General features: G+C 69.1%; 18 protein-coding genes, 3 tRNA genes and 2 pseudogenes. 12 read left to right on the top strand and 11 right to left on the bottom strand.

What is annotated here, in order from left to right:
* Positions 1-46: 46 nt before the first annotated feature.
* The 5 genes from ASD25_RS17895 to ASD25_RS17875 form a co-directional block, all read right to left on the bottom strand.
* Complete coding sequence (locus tag ASD25_RS17895; protein WP_055830389.1) at positions 47-778, bottom strand: TlyA family RNA methyltransferase; 732 nt, start codon at positions 776-778, stop codon at positions 47-49.
* Complete coding sequence (locus ASD25_RS17890) at positions 775-3,513, bottom strand: valine--tRNA ligase (protein WP_055830387.1); 2,739 nt, start codon at positions 3,511-3,513, stop codon at positions 775-777. Before ASD25_RS17890 ends, ASD25_RS17895 begins: the two co-directional genes overlap by 4 nt.
* Positions 3,514-3,601: 88 nt before the next feature.
* Positions 3,602-4,237, bottom strand: a complete 636-nt coding sequence (locus ASD25_RS17885) for a DUF2497 domain-containing protein (protein ID WP_055830384.1) — start codon at positions 4,235-4,237, stop codon at positions 3,602-3,604.
* A gap of 142 nt (positions 4,238-4,379) precedes the next feature.
* Positions 4,380-5,921, bottom strand: a complete 1,542-nt coding sequence (locus tag ASD25_RS17880) for a TolC family outer membrane protein (RefSeq protein ID WP_055830382.1) — start codon at positions 5,919-5,921, stop codon at positions 4,380-4,382.
* A 130-nt stretch (positions 5,922-6,051) separates the two neighbouring features.
* Positions 6,052-6,681 (bottom strand): protein-L-isoaspartate O-methyltransferase, encoded by a 630-nt coding sequence (locus ASD25_RS17875; protein WP_055830380.1) that lies wholly within the window; start codon positions 6,679-6,681, stop codon positions 6,052-6,054.
* Between the two features lie 153 nt (positions 6,682-6,834).
* On the opposite strand from ASD25_RS17875, the gene ASD25_RS17870 reads away from it, so the two are divergent.
* Positions 6,835-6,908, top strand: a tRNA-Cys gene (locus ASD25_RS17870).
* A gap of 249 nt (positions 6,909-7,157) precedes the next feature.
* Here ASD25_RS17870 and ASD25_RS17865 read toward each other — a convergent pair.
* Positions 7,158-7,961 carry an RNA methyltransferase gene (locus ASD25_RS17865; RefSeq protein WP_055830378.1) on the bottom strand — a complete coding sequence of 268 codons (804 nt, stop codon included), beginning with the start codon at positions 7,959-7,961 and terminating at the stop codon, positions 7,158-7,160.
* 70 nt (positions 7,962-8,031) lie between these two features.
* Between ASD25_RS17865 and ASD25_RS17860 the strand changes: the two genes are divergently transcribed.
* Together ASD25_RS17860 and ASD25_RS17855 are read left to right on the top strand one after the other, a co-directional pair.
* Positions 8,032-8,106, top strand: a tRNA-Asn gene (locus ASD25_RS17860).
* A gap of 77 nt (positions 8,107-8,183) precedes the next feature.
* Positions 8,184-8,258 (top strand) — tRNA-Asn (locus ASD25_RS17855).
* Positions 8,259-8,398: 140 nt separating this feature from the next.
* On the opposite strand, the gene ASD25_RS17850 is transcribed toward ASD25_RS17855, so the two are convergent.
* Positions 8,399-9,157 (bottom strand): hypothetical protein, encoded by a 759-nt coding sequence (locus tag ASD25_RS17850; RefSeq protein WP_055830376.1) that lies wholly within the window; start codon positions 9,155-9,157, stop codon positions 8,399-8,401.
* A gap of 72 nt (positions 9,158-9,229) precedes the next feature.
* Between ASD25_RS17850 and ASD25_RS17845 the strand changes: the two genes are divergently transcribed.
* Positions 9,230-9,832 (top strand): TIGR00730 family Rossman fold protein, encoded by a 603-nt coding sequence (locus tag ASD25_RS17845; protein WP_055830374.1) that lies wholly within the window; start codon positions 9,230-9,232, stop codon positions 9,830-9,832.
* A 127-nt stretch (positions 9,833-9,959) separates the two neighbouring features.
* Positions 9,960-10,250, top strand: a complete 291-nt coding sequence (locus tag ASD25_RS17840; protein WP_055830372.1) for a hypothetical protein — start codon at positions 9,960-9,962, stop codon at positions 10,248-10,250.
* 25 nt (positions 10,251-10,275) lie between these two features.
* On the opposite strand, the gene gltX is transcribed toward ASD25_RS17840, so the two are convergent.
* The 3 genes from gltX to ASD25_RS17825 all read right to left on the bottom strand — a co-directional run bounded on the left by gltX (position 10,276) and on the right by ASD25_RS17825 (position 12,723).
* Complete coding sequence (gltX, locus tag ASD25_RS17835) at positions 10,276-11,610, bottom strand: glutamate--tRNA ligase (RefSeq protein WP_055830370.1); 1,335 nt, start codon at positions 11,608-11,610, stop codon at positions 10,276-10,278.
* Between the two features lie 70 nt (positions 11,611-11,680).
* Complete coding sequence (gene dksA / locus ASD25_RS17830; protein ID WP_082560104.1) at positions 11,681-12,112, bottom strand: RNA polymerase-binding protein DksA; 432 nt, start codon at positions 12,110-12,112, stop codon at positions 11,681-11,683.
* 185 nt (positions 12,113-12,297) lie between these two features.
* Positions 12,298-12,723 (bottom strand): flagellar assembly protein FliX, encoded by a 426-nt coding sequence (locus tag ASD25_RS17825; protein ID WP_055830696.1) that lies wholly within the window; start codon positions 12,721-12,723, stop codon positions 12,298-12,300.
* A gap of 184 nt (positions 12,724-12,907) precedes the next feature.
* Between ASD25_RS17825 and ASD25_RS17820 the strand changes: the two genes are divergently transcribed.
* From ASD25_RS17820 to ASD25_RS17810, 3 genes are read left to right on the top strand one after another with little or no spacing between them, the layout of a single operon-like run.
* Positions 12,908-14,014: a flagellar basal body P-ring protein FlgI gene (locus ASD25_RS17820; RefSeq protein ID WP_055830367.1), complete on the top strand. Its 1,107-nt coding sequence runs from the start codon at positions 12,908-12,910 to the stop codon at positions 14,012-14,014.
* A 2-nt stretch (positions 14,015-14,016) separates the two neighbouring features.
* Positions 14,017-14,319: a rod-binding protein gene (locus tag ASD25_RS17815; protein ID WP_055830365.1), complete on the top strand. Its 303-nt coding sequence runs from the start codon at positions 14,017-14,019 to the stop codon at positions 14,317-14,319.
* Positions 14,316-14,759, top strand: a complete 444-nt coding sequence (locus ASD25_RS17810) for a hypothetical protein (protein WP_055830363.1) — start codon at positions 14,316-14,318, stop codon at positions 14,757-14,759. Before ASD25_RS17815 ends, ASD25_RS17810 begins: the two co-directional genes overlap by 4 nt.
* Positions 14,760-14,816: 57 nt before the next feature.
* Here the strand turns inward: ASD25_RS17810 and ASD25_RS30595 are convergent, their stop codons facing one another.
* Positions 14,817-14,954, bottom strand: coding sequence for a hypothetical protein (locus tag ASD25_RS30595; protein WP_156376966.1), 138 nt, complete (start codon positions 14,952-14,954; stop codon positions 14,817-14,819).
* Positions 14,955-15,079: 125 nt separating this feature from the next.
* Here ASD25_RS30595 and ASD25_RS17805 point away from each other — a divergent pair, with 125 nt between their 5' ends.
* The 4 genes and pseudogenes from ASD25_RS17805 to ASD25_RS17790 form a co-directional block, all read left to right on the top strand.
* Positions 15,080-15,517 carry a hypothetical protein gene (locus ASD25_RS17805; RefSeq protein ID WP_055830361.1) on the top strand — a complete coding sequence of 146 codons (438 nt, stop codon included), beginning with the start codon at positions 15,080-15,082 and terminating at the stop codon, positions 15,515-15,517.
* A 41-nt stretch (positions 15,518-15,558) separates the two neighbouring features.
* Positions 15,559-16,053, top strand: coding sequence for a group III truncated hemoglobin (locus ASD25_RS17800; protein WP_235561750.1), 495 nt, complete (start codon positions 15,559-15,561; stop codon positions 16,051-16,053).
* 130 nt (positions 16,054-16,183) lie between these two features.
* Positions 16,184-16,293 (top strand): annotated as a pseudogene (locus ASD25_RS33275) (hypothetical protein); the annotation flags it as partial.
* A 1-nt stretch (position 16,294) separates the two neighbouring features.
* A pseudogene (locus ASD25_RS17790) lies at positions 16,295-17,437 on the top strand (excinuclease ABC subunit A); the annotation flags it as partial.

Raw genomic sequence — 17,437 nt, 5'->3', positions numbered from 1 at the left:
CCGGGGGTTTTTCCTTGTGGGCGCTCTGGCGCTCGCCGCGCGACAGCTATCGCCGCGAAGCCCAGAGCAGGAATTCGACGTTGCCGTCGGCGCCGGTGATCGGGCTTTCCGTCGCGGCCTGCACGGACCAGCCCTGTTCCTCCATCCATGCGGAGACCGCGGTCAGCGCCGCCTGACGCGTGGCCGGGTCCTTGACCACGCCCTTCTTCGCCCCGCCCGGGACGGCCGCCTCGAACTGCGGCTTGACCAGGGTGATCAGATCGGCCCCGGGCCCGGCGAGCGCGAGCGCCGCCGGCAGCACCTTGGCCAGGCCGATGAAGCTGGCGTCGCAGACGATCAGCTGCGGCGCATCGGGAATCAGACCGGGCGTCAGGTGGCGGGCGTCGGTATGTTCGAGGTTGATCACCCGGGGGTCGGCCGCGACGCGCGGGTGCAGCTGGCCCGAACCGACATCCACCGCATAGACCCGCCCTGCCCCGCGCTCGAGGCAGACCTCGGTGAAGCCGCCGGTCGAGGCCCCGACGTCCAGCACCGTCCGGCCCTCGACCGGGACCGGCCACAGGGTCAGGGCGTGATCCAGCTTCAGCGCCCCGCGCCCGACCCAGCGGTGGGCGTCGGCGTAGGTGACGACGGCGTCGTCCGCCACGGCCTGGGACGCGGCCCTGGCCGCCGCGCCGTCCACGGTGACCCCGCCGGCCTCAATGGCCGCCTTCGCCTTCGCCCGGCTCTCGGCCAGGCCGCGCGCGACCAGAAACTGGTCGAGCCGGACCCTGGTCACCCCACCGCGTCCAGCCGCGCCAGCGCCGCCTGCAGCTTGGCCTTGCCGGCTTCGGCCTCGGCCAGTTTCTCGCGCTGTTCGTCGACCACCTCCGGGGAGGCGCGCGACACGAAATTGGGATTGCCCAGCTTCTTGTTCACATGGCCGATGTCGCTGTCGAAGGCGGCGATTTCCTTGAGCAGGCGCGCCCGCTCCGCGGCCACGTCGATCAATCCGGCGAGGTCCAGCGCCCCGGTCGTCGCGCCGACCACGAAGCGGACGGCCTTGCCCGGCAACTGTCCGGCGTCCAGCGCGATCGACAGATCGACCCTCGCCAGCGAGGCGATCAGGTCGCGGTTTCCGCTGATCACAGCGAACTCGCCGGCGTCTCCGGCGTGGAGCATCAGCGGTGGACGCGCGCCCGGCGCGAGGTTCACCTCCGCCCGCAGTTGCCGGATCGTGGTGACGGTCTCGACCAGGAAGCCGATCTCGACCTCGGCGGCCGCATCGATGAAGGCGTCGGGCAGGTCCGGCCAGGCGGCCCCGATCAGGGTCGCCTCGCCGCGCGCCGCGCCCTCCCCGGCCAGCTTGTCCCACAGCTCCTCGGTGATGAAGGGCATGATCGGGTGCATCAGCTTCAGGGTCTGGTCCAGGGTCCAGGCCGTCATGGCCCGGGTCTCGGCCCTGGCCGCTTCATCGGCGCCCATGAACACCGGCTTGGCCAGCTCCAGATACCAGTCGCAGAAGACGTTCCAGACGAAGCGGTACAGGGCCGAGGCGGCGTCGTCGAAACGGCCGCCCTCGATGGCGGCGCTGACGGCGCGCTCGGCCTTCGTCAGCTCGCCGCGAATCCAGCGGTTGATGGTCTGGTCGACCGCCGCCGGGTCGAAGCCCTCGACGCGTCTCGCCTCATTCATCTGCGAGAAGCGCGCAGCGTTCCACAGCTTGGTGCCGAAGTTACGGTAGCCTTCAATGCGTTGCCGCGACAACTTGATGTCTCGCGTGCCCGACAGAATGGCCATGGTGAAGCGCAGCGGATCGGCGCCCAGCTCGTCGATGATGCCGAGGGGGTCGATCACGTTCCCCTTCGACTTGCTCATCTTCTGGCCCTTCTCGTCGCGGACCAGGCCGTTGATGATGACCCGCCGGAACGGAACCTCATCCATGAAGTGAAGACCCATCATCATCATCCGGGCGACCCAGAAGAAGATGATGTCCGCCGCCGTCACCAGATCGCTGGTCGGGTAGAAGCGCCGCAGGTCCTCGGTCTTCTCCGGCCAGCCCATGGTCGAGAACGGCCACAGGGCCGAGCTGAACCAGGTGTCGAGCACGTCCTCGTCCTGGGACAGGGCGGTTTCGGCCCCGTAGTGGTTGCGCGCGGCGGCGCGGGCGTCGTCCTCGTTCTCCTCGACGAAGATGGTCCCGTCCGGCCCGTACCAGGCCGGGATGCGATGGCCCCACCACAGCTGGCGCGAGATGCACCACGGCTCGATGTTGCGCAGCCACTCGAAATAGATCTTCTCGTAGCTCTTCGGCTCGAAGACAGTGTCGCCCTGCTCCACCGCCTTGATGGCCGGCTGGGCCAGGGTATGGGCGTCGACGTACCACTGGTCCGTCAGCCACGGCTCGATGACGACGCCCGAGCGGTCGCCGTGCGGGATCACGTGGCGGGTCTTCTCGATCTCCTTCAGCCAGCCGTCTTCCTCGGCGCGGGCGACGATGGCCTTGCGCGCGGCGAAGCGGTCCATCCCCTCGTAGTCGGCGGGCACATCCGGCGTGTCGGCGGCGGTGATGCGGCCGAAGGCGTCCATGACGTTCAGCGCCGCCAGCCCGGCCCGCTTGCCGACCTGGAAGTCATTGAAGTCGTGCGCCGGGGTGATCTTAACCGCGCCCGAGCCCTTGGTCGGATCGGCGTAGTCGTCGGCGACGATGGGAATGCGGCGGCCGACGATCGGCAGGGTCACGAACTTGCCGACCAGCCCCGCATAGCGCGCGTCGTCCGGATGCACGGCCACGCCGGTGTCGCCCAGCATCGTCTCGGGCCGGGTGGTGGCGACCACGATATAGTCGCGGGTCTCCCATTCCGCAGGCTGGCCGTCGCCGTCCCAGGCGACCGGGTGCTCATAGGTCACGCCGTCGGCCAGCGGATAGGCGAAATGCCAGTAGGAGCCGTCCATCTCGCGCTGCTCGACCTCGAGGTCCGAGATCGCCGTCTGGAAATGCGGGTCCCAGTTGACCAGCCGCTTGTCGCGATAGATCAGACCGTCCCGGTGCAGCTGGACGAAGACCTTGCGCACCGCCGCGTTCATGGCCGGATCGAGCGTGAACCGCTCCCGGCTCCAGTCGCAGCTGGCGCCCAGCCGGCGCAGCTGCTGGACGATGGTTCCGCCGCTATCGGCCTTCCACTCCCACACCTTGGCCACGAAGGCGTCCCGGCCCATGTCGCGGCGGCCGACATTGCCCGCCGCGGCCAGCTGGCGCTCGACCACCATCTGGGTGGCGATGCCGGCGTGGTCGGTGCCGGGCAGCCACAGCACCGCCTTGCCCTTCATCCGGTGATAGCGGGCCAGGATGTCCTGCAGGGTGTTGTTCAGGGCGTGGCCGATGTGCAGCGAACCGGTCACGTTCGGCGGCGGGATGACGATCGAATAGGCCTCGGCCGCGCCGTCGGTCTTCGGGGCGAACAGGCCGCTGTCCTCCCACATCGCATAGAGGCGCGGTTCGGCGGCGGTCGGATCGAAGGTCTTGTCGAGCATGGGAGGGTCTTACAGGCAAAAAGCGAAAGGGCGGCCCCGACTGGAGCCGCCCCGGAATGATCTAGCCTTGATCAGGTCGCAGGTGAAGTCAGCCGGCCGTGCGGGCGATGCGTTCGACTTCCTTGCGTACCTGGGCCTCGACGATGGCCGGCAGATTGGCGTCCAGCCATTCCTTCAGCATCGGCCGCAGCAGGCCGCGCACCATCTCGTCGATGGTCGGTCCCGAGGGGAACGACACGTCGGCCGGCTCGGGCTTCTTCAGGGTCGAGGCGAAACCGGCGAAGGCGGAAGCGGCGCTGGCCGCTGCGCTGTCGCCGACCAGGCTGTCATAGGATGTCGTGGGCACGGACGGATGCTCCGGGGTATGAACCTCGGCCGGAGTCTCGAACACGGATTCGCTGACCGGGGCGCTGGGGAAGGGCTCGGGCTCGTCGGCCGTGGACACGTCCAGATCGCCGATGCTTTCGACGGCGGGCGCCTCATAGGCCTCGGTCAGCTCCAGCACGTCCTCTTCCGGGGAGTCAGCCTCCTGCCTCGACGGCGTCTCGTCCATCAGGGCGGGGGACGACTCGGGTTCGGCGTCCGCGGCGGGTTCGACCTCGGCGCCGGGCGCGGCGGCGGCCGTCGCCGTCTCGGCGGGCGCATCGTCCTCGGAGATGATCCGGCGGATCGAGGCCAGGATTTCCTCCATCGTCGGTTCCTGGGCGGCGGTCTGGTCGGTCATGTCGAAACCCCGGGGGCGAATGGCGGCGCGAGGTCGGCGAGCCGCCCCACACGGCTGTCGTCGCATCTCAGCCCGGCGGAATCAACGGGCGTTTTTCGCCTGACCGGTTAACCCGCCCGACCGCAAGTCGCGCCACAGGCGATCAGTCGCGCGGGGCGGTCTGGACGATCTCGGACTTCAGCTGGGCGTCGATCGGCGCGTCCACGGCGTCGTTCGCCGGCGTGACCGGCGGCGCGGCGATTCGGTCGATGGCCTCGATCACGCCGTCCCATGGCAGGGCGCCGCGGTTGCGCACGCGATTGTAGTTGGCCGCCGGGTCATAGACCGCGATCGACGCGTCCAGATCCTGACCTTCCAGCCGGCCCATGGCGGCCAGCAGATTGGCCTGGGCCACATATTCGTTGCGGCGCGCGCTGGCCAGGGTGACCTCGGCGTTGCGCAGCTCCAGCTCCTGGTTCAGCACGTCCAGGGTGGTGCGCAGGCCGACCTGGGCCTCCTGGCGCACGCCCTCGGCGGCCACGGTGGCGGCGCGGACCGCCTCCTGCCCCGCCGTCAGGGTCGAGCGCGCCGACAACGACTGGGCATAGGCCGAGCTGACCGACTGCAGGGTGTTGCGGCGCTCGCCCTCGACGTTGATCTGGGCGACGTTGGCGCGTTCCAGCGCCTGGGCCACGCGCGAGCTGTTCAGCCCGCCCGTGAACAGGGGCACCGAGATGGTCGCCCCGGCCTGGAAGCTGGTGTTGTCGACGATATCTCCGGGCCGTCCGACATCATTGGTCGATCCGCCATAGGACGCCGTCAGCCGGGCCGAAGGCATGTATTCCGCCCTGGCGGCGGCGACATTGGCCTCGGCCGCCCGCAGATTGTAGCCGGCGGCCCGGATGCCCGGATTGTCCTGCAGGGCGACGTCCAGGGCGGCGTCGAAATCGGCCGGCAGGTTGGGCAGAACCGGCATCGGGGCCAGATCGCCGGGCGACTGGCCGACCACGGCGGCATAGGCGGCGCGCGAGACGGACAGCTGGGCCTGGGCGTTGGCCAGGTCGGCCTCGGACTGGGCCAGACGCGCCTCGGACTGGGCCACGTCGGTGCGCGTGATCTCGCCGACCTCGAACCGGGCCGAGGCCTCGTCCAGCTGGCGCTGCAGCACGCCGAGGTTCGATTGGCGGATGCGCAGGATCTCGCTGTCGCGGATCACGTCCGCATAGGCCTGGATGACCGAGGTCAGGACGGTCTGTTCAATGTCGCGAAGGTTTTCGCGCCCGGCCAGGATGTTGGCCTCGGCCGCGCTGATGCCGTGGCCGATGCGGCCGCCGGACCAGATCGTCTGCGACAGGCCGAGGCTGGCCCCGGCGCTGGTGCTGTCGCTGTTGGAGGCGGGAATGTTGACGGTGGTGTCGGGGATGCCGTCGCCGTTGGTGTCGATCTCGCGGGCGCCGCCGGCGCTGTCGGTGAAGGAATAGCCGGCGTTGGCGCTGACATCGAGCTGGGGCCGCAGGCCGGCGCGGGCCTGGACGATCGATTCGTCCAGCGCCCGCTGGCTGGCGCGCTGGGCCAGAAGCGAGGGATTGGTCTGATAGGCCAGGGCCAGGGCTTCCTTCAACGTCTCTGCCCACGCCGGGGCGGAGACGCCGGAGAGGATGGCGATGGCGGCCACCGAGGCAAGCGCGCGCGAACGTTTCAGCATTGTGGTCCTGGCCCCTGGGCGCGGGGGAAGCACGCCCTTTGTCTGCATAGGTCTGATGCGGGACGGTTTACGCCCGCGCCAGTTAAGTTTTTTTCACGCGAAGGTTCGCCTTTTCCCGTCGCTCCGCCGGCTACAGGGCGAAGGCGACCTCCGGAGCCAGATCCGACAGCACCGGCGGGGCCGAGTTGAACAACTCACGGCGCGAAACGCCCTGCTCGCCGCGGACATACAGCACCGCCTTGCCGACCGGCCCGTTGCGCTCCACGACCGCCATCCGGCCGCCGACTTTCAGCGCCGCCAGCCAGGCTTCGGGCCGTCCGGGAACCGCCGCCTCGGAAATGATCAGTTCATAGCCCTCGCCCGAAGGGGCCGACAGCGGCGCGACCACGGTCGCGACGCCCTCTTCCGCCAGGACGGGACCCGTGACCCCGAACACTGCGGCGTCGGCTTCCTGGGCGGTCACGGTCAGACCCAGACGCGCCAGCACCGCCGCGGCATAGGGCGCCGCGATGGCCAGGGCGACCTCGCCGGCCTTCGCATCCAGCGCCATCAGCAGCTTGGACAGGTCGCGGGCCATCATCAGCCGGCGCCCGCCCGCGATCTCGGGCTCGATCTCGGCATAGGCAGACCAGGCCCGCTCCTGCGGCAGGAAACGTTCCCGCGGCACGGCGAGCAGCGCGGCCTGCAGCGCCCGGTCGGTGACGTCGTTCACGCGGACCTGGCTGTCGACCATGACCTTGCGGGCGGCGGCGAAATCCATGGGACGACAATCCTGCGGCTGGAGGCGCCCGGCGACAGGCCGGGAAATCTGGCGCGCTTATAGGTCTGTGCGTTGCGGGCGACAATCCGATCTGATAGCGAACGCCCCTCGCGATGGCGAGGTCGTCCCCCGATCGTTTGCGGGACGGCCCAGGGCCTGATGGCGGAGTGGTTACGCAGAGGACTGCAAATCCTTGCACCCGAGTTCGATTCTCGGTCAGGCCTCCATCGCGATTTTCGACAGAACCTGGACGGCTCCCCCAGAGCCTAGACCGGTGCGGTGATCCAGCCGATGACGCTGGCCGCGCTGACGCCGGCCGTGACGATGGCCACCGCCAGCGCGAGGCGCGCATTGCGGTGGATGAAGACGAAAACGCCGCCAAACATGATGAAACCCTCCCCGGACGCCGCCACAGCGACACAAGCGTGGCTGTTCATCAAGGTGTACAATGCGTTAATCGCAATTCCGTGATCGTTTCACGCCTGTCGGGTGAAATGGTGAAGGGCAATTCCACTGGCGACCGAAACGTTCAGGGAATCGAAGCCGCCTGACATCGGAATTCCGACAGCTCGGCAGCGCGCGATGATCTCCTGCGGCAGGCCGGGACCTTCGGGGCCGAGAATCAGCGCCACCCGCCCCTCGCGCGGCATGCGATGCAGCGGCGTCTCGGCGCCGGGCGTCAGGGCCACGGCGGTGAAGCCGGCCCGCCCCAGGCCGTCGAGCATGGCGGACGGATCCAGCCCCATGACCATCGGCGTCCGCAGCACGGCCCCGACCGACACGCGAATGGCCTTGCGGTAGAAGGGATCGCAGCAGGTCCGGTCCAGCAGGACCGCGCCGGCCCCGAAGGCCGCGGCGTTGCGGAACAGGCCGCCCATGTTGTCGTGATTGCCGATCCCGCACGCCGCGACCACCACGGCGTCCGGGCCCAGCGGCGCGAGGCAGTCTTCCAGCGTCGCCGGCCCGGGCTTGCGTCCCAGCGCCAGGATGCCGCGATGCAGGTGAAAACCGGCGATGGCGTCGAGAATCGGCTGGTCGGCGACATAGACGGGCGCGGCCGCGTCCACGCGGGCGATCACGCCGGCCAGCCCTTCGGCCCGTTTTTGATCCAGCAACAGCGCGACCGGGCGGCACCGGGATTGCGGCGAGGTCAGCACGTTCAGCACCACTTCGCCCTCGGCCACGAACAGGCCCTGCCTGCCTGTCAGGTCGCGTTCCCGGATATCGCGGAAGCCCGCGATGCGCGGATCGTCGGGGTGGTCGATGCGGATCACGGCCAAGATCGGATATTTCCCGTTGCGTCASTCTGACTCGCGCTGCTATAGCGCCCGCCTTCCCGAGAGGAAGTGTTCCGCGGTAGCTCAGTGGTAGAGCAGCCGACTGTTAATCGGCTGGTCGTAGGTTCGAATCCTACCCGCGGAGCCACTCTTTCCCCACCACAGCGTCAGACCGAAAAAAAAGCCCGACGCGCGCGCCGGGCTGAAGAANCCGAGAGGAAGTGTTCCGCGGTAGCTCAGTGGTAGAGCAGCCGACTGTTAATCGGCTGGTCGTAGGTTCGAATCCTACCCGCGGAGCCACTCTTTCCCACCACAGCGTCAGACCGAAAAAAAGCCCGACGCGMGCGCCGGGCTGAAGAAGTTCGGTGATGGTGGGTGTCCTCGAAGAAGGAAGACACCCTTCCGTTGAAGCGAATTGGTTAATCAGGCGTAAACCCGCTTCAGACGGCGTCGGGCAGCCAGGTCGACTGCCGCGCGCCGGCCGCCCCGGTCCAGGCGATCCGCCAGCCCCGCCCGGACCGCTCGACCCGCGGCGACGGCCCCGCCGCGGCCTCCCCCGGCCAGGCGAAACGGCCGCCCCCGGCCTGGATTTCGTCAGGGCCGTCCGAGGGCCGCAGCATCAGGCTCCAGCGGCCCTCTCCGTCAGGCGTGACGCGCACGGATTCGCCGGCGGCCTGCACCACGACGGGCGCGGTTCCCGAAGTCCGGCCGGACGCCAGCCGCATGCGGCCGTCGCTGTCGACCGCGCCCAGGGCCGGAGCCTGGTCCAGGCGCCGGGTCGGTCCGCCGATCCGCAGGATCGCGATCGGCCCGCGCCCGCCGGCCACGATCAGCAGTCGGTCCGGCGAGGGGGCCGCGTCCTGGCCGATCTGGGTCTCCGGCCGCAACCACAGATCGCCCGCCGGCGCCGTCATGCGAATCTCGAACCGGCCGCGCGCGTCCGCCGCCGCCGCATAGGCGGCCCCCGGAGCGCTGCGCAGCACGACACGCGCGCCCGGCTCGGCCTCGCCCGTGAAGATCAGGCTGGCCGCGGTCCTCTGCACGGACAGGATCGCCGGCGGGCGGGTCCATCCCGCGACCGCGGCGTTCCCGGCCTCGGTTCGGGGCGCCGCCGCGGGCGGGGCGCACGCCGCCGCCAGGGCGCCCAGAAGCGCCGCCGTTCCCGCCTTGCCGAACATGGCCCGTTTCATCGCGTCCATCCGACCGCTAGGAGTATCTCCCCAGATAGCGCGCCCCGGGGGCCGCTGTCTTCCATCCGTTCCCGAGGCCCCATGTCTTCCCCTGTCTCCATCCAGCCTTTCGACGGAAATTCCGTCTGCCTGTTCTGCGGTTCCTCGGACGCGTCCGATCCAGCCTATACCGAGGCGGCGCGGGCGTTCGGCGAACAGACGGCCCGGGCCGGGTGGCGGCTGGTCTATGGCGGGGGCGGCGTCGGCCTGATGGGCGCCTCGGCGCGCGGAGCGCACGCGGCCGGAGGGCGCGTGCTGGGCGTCATGCCCGGCTTCCTGCGCAGCCGCGAGCGGCTGTTCGACGAGGTGGAGACCATCGTCGTGCCGTCGATGCATGAGCGCAAGACCATCATGTACGACCAGTCGGACGCCTTCGTGGTCGCGCCGGGCGGGGTCGGCACCTTGGAAGAGGCCATCGAAGTGCTGTCGTGGAAGCGGCTCGACCTTCATTCGAAGCCGGTCATTTTCCTGAATCTCAAGGGCTTCTGGGAACCTCTTCTGGCCATGATGGAACATAGCATCGAGTCCGGCATGACCCCCGCCAGCTTCCGCCAGGCGTGGGTCGTCTGCGACACGGTCGAGGCCGCGATCGAGGCCATGAAGGCCGCGGACGCCATGCCGCACTTGAAACATGATCAGCGTTAAGTAATCACTGGTCAGATAGCCAGTGTCCGTGCGTCTCTTTTGGCAACGCGCCTTGACAGTTTCGTATAAAAACGGACATTGGCGCTGCGGAGACGATGGTCGTTTCCGCCTGTCCGGAGACCTCCCCATGCGTGCTCTGCTTATCGCCGCGGCCCTGTTCGTCGCCGCCCCCGCCGTCGCCCAGGCTCCGGCCTCGAGCGCCGTCCTGACCGATGCGTCGAAGGCCCCCGCCTCGGCCACCATTATCGACGGCGCCTCCTGGCGCTGCACCGGCGGCTCCTGCACGGCCAGCGGCGGCGCCAACCAGCCCGCCCCGCGCGCCTGCCGCCGCGTCGTGGCCCGTTTCGGCGCGGTGTCGTCGTTCAGCTACAAGGGCGTCGCCCTGTCGGCCGAGCAACTGGCCGCCTGCAACGCCTGAATTGAGTTGAAACCGGCGAGGCGGCTCAGGCCGTCTCGCCGTTCAGCCGTTTGACGATCCGCTCGCGGCCGATCATGGGCGCGAGCGTCGCCATGTCCGGGCCATGCGCCTGGCCCGTGATCATCAGGCGCAGGGGCATGAACAGCGCCTTGCCCTTGGCCCCCGTGGCCTCCTTCACCGCCGCCGTCCAGACCGGCCACAGCGTCTCGTCGATGGTTTCCGGCAGGGCCGCCAGGGCGGCCTTGGCGAAGGCTGAGTCCTCGATCATCGGCGTGATCGGACCTCTAACCATCTTCGCCATTTCAATGACATCGGCGAACTTCTGAAGGTTGCCGCGCACGCCGTTCCAGAAGACTTCGCCGAGATCGGCGTCCAGCGCCGTCAGCCGGGGCCGCGCGACCGCATACGGCATCGCGTGCAGGGCCTGGGCGTTCAGCCGGTCCAGATCGGCCGTGTCATAACGCGCCGGCGACCGGCCCATCTTGGCGAAGGCGAAGCTGGCGCCGAGGGCGTCGATGGACTCCCCCACCTCCAGCGGATCGCTGGTGCCAATGCGGCCCAGATGGCTGGTGATGGCGATCGGCTCATAGCCCTGGTCGCGCATCTCGGCGATCGAGAGCGAGCCCAGCCGCTTCGACAGCGCCTGCCCGTCCTCGCCGACCAGCAGGGGCATGTGGGCGAAGGCCGGGACCGGTCCGCCCAGCGCCTCGAAGATCTCGATCTGGGCGCCGGTGTTGGTGACGTGGTCCTCGCCGCGGATCACGTGGGTGATAGCCATGTCGATGTCGTCGACGACCGACGGCAGGGTGTAGAGGAACAGGCCATCCTCGCGGATCAGCACCGGATCCGACATCGACGCCGTGTCCACTTCGGCATGGCCGCGCGACAGGTCTTCCCAGGCCACGCGCCGGCCGTCGAGTTTGAACCGCCAGTGCGGCTTGCGCCCCTCGGCCTCGTAGGCCGCCTTTTCGGCGTCGGTCAGCGCCAGGGCGGCGCGGTCGTAGATCGGCGGCAGGCCGCGCGACAGCTGCACCTTGCGGCGGCGGTCCAGCTCTTCCGACGTGTCGTAGCAAGCGTACAGCCGCCCGGCGGCCTTCAGCCGCGCGGCGGCCTCTTCATAGCGATCGAACCGCTTCGACTGGTTGTGACGCTCGTCCCAGACCAGACCCAGCCAGGTCAGGTCGTCCTCGATGCCCTGTTCGAACTCGGGCGTGGACCGCGCCAGGTCGGTGTCGTCGATGCGCAGGACAAAGCTGCCGCCCTGCCCCTTGGCGAACATCCAGTTGACGAGGGCGGTGCGGACATTGCCGACGTGCAGCTTACCCGTCGGCGACGGGGCGAAACGGACCTTGACGGACATGCGATAGACCTTGGAAACGCGGGGCGCACAGGTCGCCCTCGCGGCCCATCAAGTCAAGGCTCGCGGGCGATCAGTCGTCGCGGTGGACGCGCTCGCGGCGCTCATGACGCTCCTGGGCCTCGACCGACAGCGTCGCCGTCGGGCGGGCCTCCAGCCGTCCGAGGCTGATCGGCTCGCCGGTCTCCTCGCAATAGCCGTAGGAGCCGTCCTCGATGCGGCGCAGCGCCTCGTCGATCTTGGAGATCAGCTTGCGCTGACGGTCCCGGGTGCGCAGTTCCAGCGCCCGGTCGGATTCCGACGAAGCCCGGTCGACCAGATCCGGATGATTCTCCGTCTCGGCCTTCAGGTTGACGACAGTCCCCTTGGACTCGCGGAGGATGTCCTCCTTCCAGTCCATCAGCTTGGCCTTGAAATAGGCCAGCTGGCGCTCGTTCATGAATGGCTCTTCGTCAGACGGCCGGTATCCGGGCGTTCCGACAGGCACAGAGGCCAATGCGGTCATAATCGCACTCACGGTCTCTTACAGCGCCCCCCTGTGGCGCAGCCCTGCCTATACGGATGGCGAAGAGTCGCGGCAACAACGCTCGCAAGAGCGTGACCCGTAAAGCTTACAGTCCAGACGCGAGCGTGACATTTCTTCATCACCCACCGCTCGGCGAGGGCCCTTTTTCAAGGAATTCCGGCGACTTATGCTGCAGTGCGGCGTAAATCAGCCTTGGCTAGTTCAACCGCCGCGCGCAAATCGATCTGATCCAGAAGACTGTTCAGTTCGGCGTCGGCGTCGACCGGCCGCTCCTCGCGCAGCGTCCGGGACAGGCGATCCAGCGCGCCCTCGCCCGCCTCGCCCTGCAACAGGGCCAGCTTCAGCTCTTCCAGCCGGTCCAGCAGGCCCCCGCCGCGGCGGATGGCCCGGCGGCGGCGCTCGGTGACGTCCTCGACCCCCTGCAAGGCCATCAGGGCCGAGACGTCGCTGACCCCGGAAACGCCGGACGCTGAACTGGCCGGCGCAGCGGCCGCCCCTGCCGCCGCGTGGGGCACGGAGAAGCCGCCGCTGGCCCGGGCCGGACGGCTGCCTTGCGTGGACGACGGTCCGGACGGGCCAGTGACCTTCATGCGATGCGACTCCAGCACATGCCGGACCATCGTCGGCGCGGCGTCACCGTTTGGTTAACGTCCCGGCAGTTTTTGCCGCTTTCATCCGGGACTCGATCGCGCCGGCGACTGTTTTCATTCAGGTTTCCGGCTGGCACGGCTCTGGCATCAGCGAAAGGCGCAACCGTATGTGGACGCCCCGCCTATGCAGAAACTGCTCGCCTCCCTCCTGACCGCCGCGGCCGTGGCCGGATTCGCGGCGCCGGCGTCCGCCCAGTCGCGGATCAAGGACATCGCGGCCATCGAGGGCGTCCGCACCAACCAACTGGTCGGCTACGGCCTGGTGGTCGGGCTCAACGGCACCGGCGACAGCCTGCGCAACTGCCCCTTCACCCGCCAGTCCCTGGAGGGCATGACCGAGCGGCTGGGCGTCAACATCCGCGGCTCCAACGCCAACTCCAAGAACATGGCCGCCATCATGGTGACGGCCGAACTGCCGCCCTTCGCCACCCCCGGTGCCCGCGTCGACGTCAATGTCGCCAGCATGTGCGACGCCAAGAGCCTGCTGGGCGGCACCCTTCTGGTCACCAGCCTGCAGGGCGCGGACGGTCAGGTCTATGCGGTGGCCCAGGGCTCGATCCAGACCGGCGCCGTCTCGGGCGGCGGCGCGTCGGGCTCCTCGGTCACGCGCGGCGTGCCGACCGCCGGCCGCATCGCCTCGGGGGCCACGGTCGAGCGCGAGACCGGCTTCCATCTGGCCAATATGAACGAGGTGCGGCTGACGCTGCGCAATCCGGACTTCACCACGGCCCAGCGCGTCGCCGCCGCCATCAACCAGACCTATCCCGGGACCGCCCTGGCCGAGAACGGCACTGTCATCGCGCTGCGCGCGCCGGGCCAGATGGGCATGGCCGGCTTCATCAGCATGGTCGAGAACCTGCCGGTCCAGGTCGACGCCCCGGCCAAGGTCATCATCGACGAGGTCAACGGCGTCATCGTCATGGGCGAAGCCGTCCGCGTCTCCACCGTGGCCATCGCCCAGGGCAATCTGACCATTTCGGTGCAGGAAAGCCCCCAGGTCAGCCAGCCCGCGCCCTTCAGCCGGGGCGGCCAAACCGTCGTCGTCCCCCAGTCCGACGTGGCGGTCGAGGAAGAGCTGGGTCGCCAGATGCGCATCGTCGGCGGCGGGACATCCCTGTCCACCCTCGTCAACGGCCTGAACGCCCTCGGCGTCAGCCCGCGCGACATGATCAGCATCCTGCAGGCCATCAAGGCCGCGGGAGCCCTGCAGGCCGACATCGAGGTGATGTGACCATGAGCGACCCCGTCATCTCCCCCACCTCGCCCGTCCCGGCCGCTCCGGCCGCCGTTTCCGCCCGGATGCGGGAGACGGCCGAGAATTTCGAGGCGACCTTCCTCGCCCAGATGATGAAGCCGATGTTCGAAGGCCTCTCCACCGAAGCGCCGTTCGGCGGCGGCGAGGCCGAGTCGACATGGCGCAGCTTCATGATCGAGGCCATGGCCAAACAGACCGTCAGGGCCGGCGGCATCGGCCTGGCCGATCAGGTCGTCGCCCAGATGCTCAAGATGCAGGAAGCCGGGGAACCCGCCGCATGACCGAAGCCGCCGTCGTCAACGCCCGCGCGCGGGTCCGTCAGCTGACCGACCTGACGGCGCGCCTGACCGCCCGACTCGTCGAGGAGTCGAAGGCCTTCGAGGATCGCCGTCCGCAGGACGCCGCCGCGACCCTGGGCGAGACCCAGCAGCTGGCCAACGCCTATCGCCGCGAGTCGGCCCAGGTGAAGGCGGACCCGTCCGTGCTCGCCGCGGCCCCCGCCGCCGACCGCATGGCGCTGGTGAAGGCCACGCAAGCCTTCGAGGCCGTGCTGTCGGGCCACGCCCGCGCCGTGGAGGCCGCCCGCATCGTCTCCGAGGGCTTGGTCAAGACCATCGTCGCAGAGGTCGCCAGCCAGCGCGGATCGCCCTCGGCCTATGGCGCCTCGGGTCAGGCCAACGCCAGCGACGGCCGGGCCGTGGCCTTCAACCGGACGGCCTGACAGGCGATCCGGCGGGCGACGTCACGGGCGACAGATATTCAGACGTTGGCGGGGCGGTCAGCCGCGCGGCGCGCGGTCCGACCGGCGATCCCGGGCGCGAACGCGGGCGCGTTTGGGCCTCGGCAGGCTGAGAGCCGTCACGAGCGCGAGCAGCGATGCGGAAAGGGCGACAGCGATTTCCAGCGTGCTGATCATGTCGTCGGGCCTCCGGTGAACGCACTCGAAGGCCGGAAGATGAGGTCGAAGCGGCTGGCGTGCAAGCCATTTCAGGAATGGCCCCCCTGACGAACCCGTGAGACGGTGGCCCTGGAGAACAGATCATGCGTCACGCCCCCTTCCTCGCCGCCCTTGCTCTCGCGGGGCTGCTGACCGCCTGCGCCCATGCGCCTGACGCGGCCGTGACAGTCCCGGACTACCGCCCGATCGCGGGAGATCCGGCCCCGGCGAACGCGCGCCTCTACGCCGACTGCCTCGGTCAGGCCGCCGCGGCCGGGACCTGGCGCAGGGCGGCGGACGGCGGCGGCGACGAACTGATCCTGTTCACCTGCGCCGGCGCGCCCGCGCGGGCGTTCTACGACGCCCTGGGCCCCTGGAGCGCGCGGATCGGCTCCGCCTTTGACCACGACGGCCGCAGCTATCGCTCGACGGCGAGGGTCCAGACCAACATGTTCGGCGTCGACTCCTGCTCGGCGGCGGCCGGCGCGGACCATCGCTGCGTCCTCAGCTTCAACGCCGGCGATTTCCTCGACGGCGATTAGCCGCAATGGCGGAGCGGCTCCTGGCGGCCTAGTTAGGGCGGGTGACCCTGTCTGATGATCCCGCGACCCGCCGCCAGTCCATCGTCCGGCGCATCGAAGCCGAGACCGGCATCGACGAGCCGATGATCGCCCGCCTCGTGGACGCCTTCTACGACCGGGTGCGCCGCGATCCGTTGATCGGGCCGGTGTTCGATGAGCGGATTTCGGACTGGGGCCCGCATCTCGAACAGATGAAGCTGTTCTGGTCCTCCGTGGCCCTCATGAGCGGCGTCTATCACGGGCGGCCCATGCCGAAACATCTGCCCCTGCCCGTCGACGCCCGGCATTTCGACCGCTGGCTGGACCTGTTCGAGGCCACGGCCGCCGACGTCTGCCCGCCCGCCGCCGCGGCCCATTTCATCGAGCGCGCCCGCCGCATCGCCGAAAGCCTCGAACTGGGCATCGCGGGCGCGCAGGGCGTGCTGCTGCGCAAGGGCGAGCGCTATCTGCGGCCGTCCGAGGCGTGGACGCCGCCGGCCGCGGACAGCGCCTGCTGACACCTGCTGTCAGCAGCGTCGCCCGCCGCCGCCGTGTTCACACAATGTTCTTGCTGAATCCCGCGAATTGATCCCCATATAGCGTCGTCGCGCCGGACCCCTCCCCGGCCCCACCGCGTTCCCGGACTCCATGACCGAAAAGCACAACTTCATCCGCGTGCGCGGCGCGCGCGAGCACAATCTCAAGGGCGTCGACCTCGACATCCCGCGCGAGCAGCTGGTGGTCATGACCGGCCTGTCNGCACAATCTCAAGGGCGTCGACCTCGACATCCCGCGCGAGCAGCTGGTGGTCATGACCGGCCTGTCKGGCTCGGGCAAAAGCTCGCTCGCCTTCGACACCATCTAYGCCGAGGGSCAGCGCCGCTAYGTCGAGAGCCTGAGCGCCTACGCCCGCCAGTTCCTYGAGCTGATGGGCAAGCCCGAYGTCGACCTGATCGAGGGCCTGTCGCCGGCTATCTCCATCGAGCAGAAGACCACCTCGAAGAACCCGCGCTCGACCGTCGGCACGGTGACCGAGATCCACGACTATATGCGCCTGCTGTGGGCGCGGGTCGGCGTGCCCTATTCGCCGGCCACGGGCCTGCCGATCGAGAGCCAGACCATCTCCATGATGGTCGACAAGCTGACGGCCCTGCCCGACGGCGAGCGCCTGATGCTGCTGGCCCCGGTCGTGCGCGGCCGCAAGGGCGAATACCGCAAGGAAATGGCCGAGTGGCAGCGCGCGGGCTTCCAGCGCGTCAAGATCGACGGCGAATACTACGCGATCGAGGACGCCCCGACCCTCGACAAGAAATTCAAGCACGACATCGACATCGTCGTGGACCGGATCGTCACCAAGGAAGGCCTCGAGAGCCGCTACGCCGACAGCCTGCAGACCGCCCTCGGTCTGGCGGACGGCATCGCCGTCGCCGAGTGGGCCAATGTCGCCGAGGGTGAGAAGGAGCCGCGCCGGCTGACCTTCTCCGAGAAATTCGCCTGCCCGGTTTCGGGCTTCACCATCAGCGAGATCGAGCCGCGGCTGTTCTCGTTCAACAATCCGTTCGGCGCCTGCCCGGCCTGCGACGGTCTGGGCGTCAAACTGGCCTTCGACGCCGATCTGGTGATCCCCGATCGCGACAAGACCCTGCACAAGGGCGCCGTCGCCCCATGGTCGCGCGGCCCGTCGCCCCTCTACACACAGACGCTGCAGTCGCTCAGCCGCCACTACGGCTTCTCGATGGACAAGCCCTGGCGCGAGCTGCCGGACAAGGCCCAGGACGTCATCCTGCGCGGCTCGGGCGGCGACAAGATCAAATTCACCTACGACGACAACGCCCGCAAATACGAGGTCTCCAAGGCCTTCGAGGGCGTCCTGCCCAACCTCGAGCGCCGCTGGCGCGAGAC

The organism is Brevundimonas sp. Root1423 (assembly GCF_001426805.1).
The sequence above is the reverse complement of the archived record's forward strand: the minus strand, read 5'-3'. Positions and strand labels throughout refer to the sequence as shown.

Bases quoted from the DNA above. Each gene is read 5' to 3' on its own strand.
- ASD25_RS17890 (WP_055830387.1), bottom strand. From the start codon at position 3,513: ATGCTCGACAAGACCTTCGATCCGACCGCCGCCGAACCGCGCCTCTAT.
- ASD25_RS17885 (WP_055830384.1), bottom strand. From the start codon at position 4,237: ATGACCGACCAGACCGCCGCCCAGGAACCGACGATGGAGGAAATCCTG.
- ASD25_RS17880 (WP_055830382.1), bottom strand. From the start codon at position 5,921: ATGCTGAAACGTTCGCGCGCGCTTGCCTCGGTGGCCGCCATCGCCATC.
- ASD25_RS17875 (WP_055830380.1), bottom strand. From the start codon at position 6,681: ATGGATTTCGCCGCCGCCCGCAAGGTCATGGTCGACAGCCAGGTCCGC.
- ASD25_RS17850 (WP_055830376.1), bottom strand. From the start codon at position 9,157: ATGGACGCGATGAAACGGGCCATGTTCGGCAAGGCGGGAACGGCGGCG.
- ASD25_RS17845 (WP_055830374.1), top strand. From the start codon at position 9,230: ATGTCTTCCCCTGTCTCCATCCAGCCTTTCGACGGAAATTCCGTCTGC.
- ASD25_RS17840 (WP_055830372.1), top strand. From the start codon at position 9,960: ATGCGTGCTCTGCTTATCGCCGCGGCCCTGTTCGTCGCCGCCCCCGCC.
- gltX (WP_055830370.1), bottom strand. From the start codon at position 11,610: ATGTCCGTCAAGGTCCGTTTCGCCCCGTCGCCGACGGGTAAGCTGCAC.
- dksA (WP_082560104.1), bottom strand. From the start codon at position 12,112: ATGACCGCATTGGCCTCTGTGCCTGTCGGAACGCCCGGATACCGGCCG.
- ASD25_RS17825 (WP_055830696.1), bottom strand. From the start codon at position 12,723: ATGAAGGTCACTGGCCCGTCCGGACCGTCGTCCACGCAAGGCAGCCGT.
- ASD25_RS17820 (WP_055830367.1), top strand. From the start codon at position 12,908: ATGCAGAAACTGCTCGCCTCCCTCCTGACCGCCGCGGCCGTGGCCGGA.
- ASD25_RS17815 (WP_055830365.1), top strand. From the start codon at position 14,017: ATGAGCGACCCCGTCATCTCCCCCACCTCGCCCGTCCCGGCCGCTCCG.
- ASD25_RS17810 (WP_055830363.1), top strand. From the start codon at position 14,316: ATGACCGAAGCCGCCGTCGTCAACGCCCGCGCGCGGGTCCGTCAGCTG.
- ASD25_RS30595 (WP_156376966.1), bottom strand. From the start codon at position 14,954: ATGATCAGCACGCTGGAAATCGCTGTCGCCCTTTCCGCATCGCTGCTC.
- ASD25_RS17805 (WP_055830361.1), top strand. From the start codon at position 15,080: ATGCGTCACGCCCCCTTCCTCGCCGCCCTTGCTCTCGCGGGGCTGCTG.